Below are 233 nucleotides of genomic sequence, written 5' to 3'. Positions count from 1 at the left end.
CGATCAACATGATGTTCCAGTCCTAGGCGCTGTCCCCGCCCACGAGCGTGGAGCAGACCATTGCCCGCGGCCTCAAGCAGGATGGCCGGGCCCGCGACGCCATCCGCCGCCGGGTCGGCGAGATGCTGGAGCTGGTGCAGCTGGAGAAGCTGGCCAAGCGCGAGCCGCACCAGCTGTCCGGCGGCCAGCGGCAGCGCGTGGCGCTGGCGCGGTCGCTGGCCCAGGGGCCCACG

At 73.0% G+C, this 233-nt stretch carries 1 protein-coding gene; it reads left to right on the top strand.

What is annotated here, in order from left to right:
• Positions 1–47: 47 nt before the first annotated feature.
• Positions 48–233 (top strand): ATP-binding cassette domain-containing protein (locus tag ACQG3P_RS24390; protein ID WP_426806491.1); only part of this gene is annotated, 186 nt, incomplete at its 3' end.

The sequence above is a fragment of the Stenotrophomonas sp. SrG genome, assembly GCF_050031795.1.
Taxonomy (GTDB): Bacteria; Pseudomonadota; Gammaproteobacteria; order Xanthomonadales; family Xanthomonadaceae; genus Stenotrophomonas; species Stenotrophomonas rhizophila_A.
The sequence above is the reverse complement of the archived record's forward strand: the minus strand, read 5'-3'. Positions and strand labels throughout refer to the sequence as shown.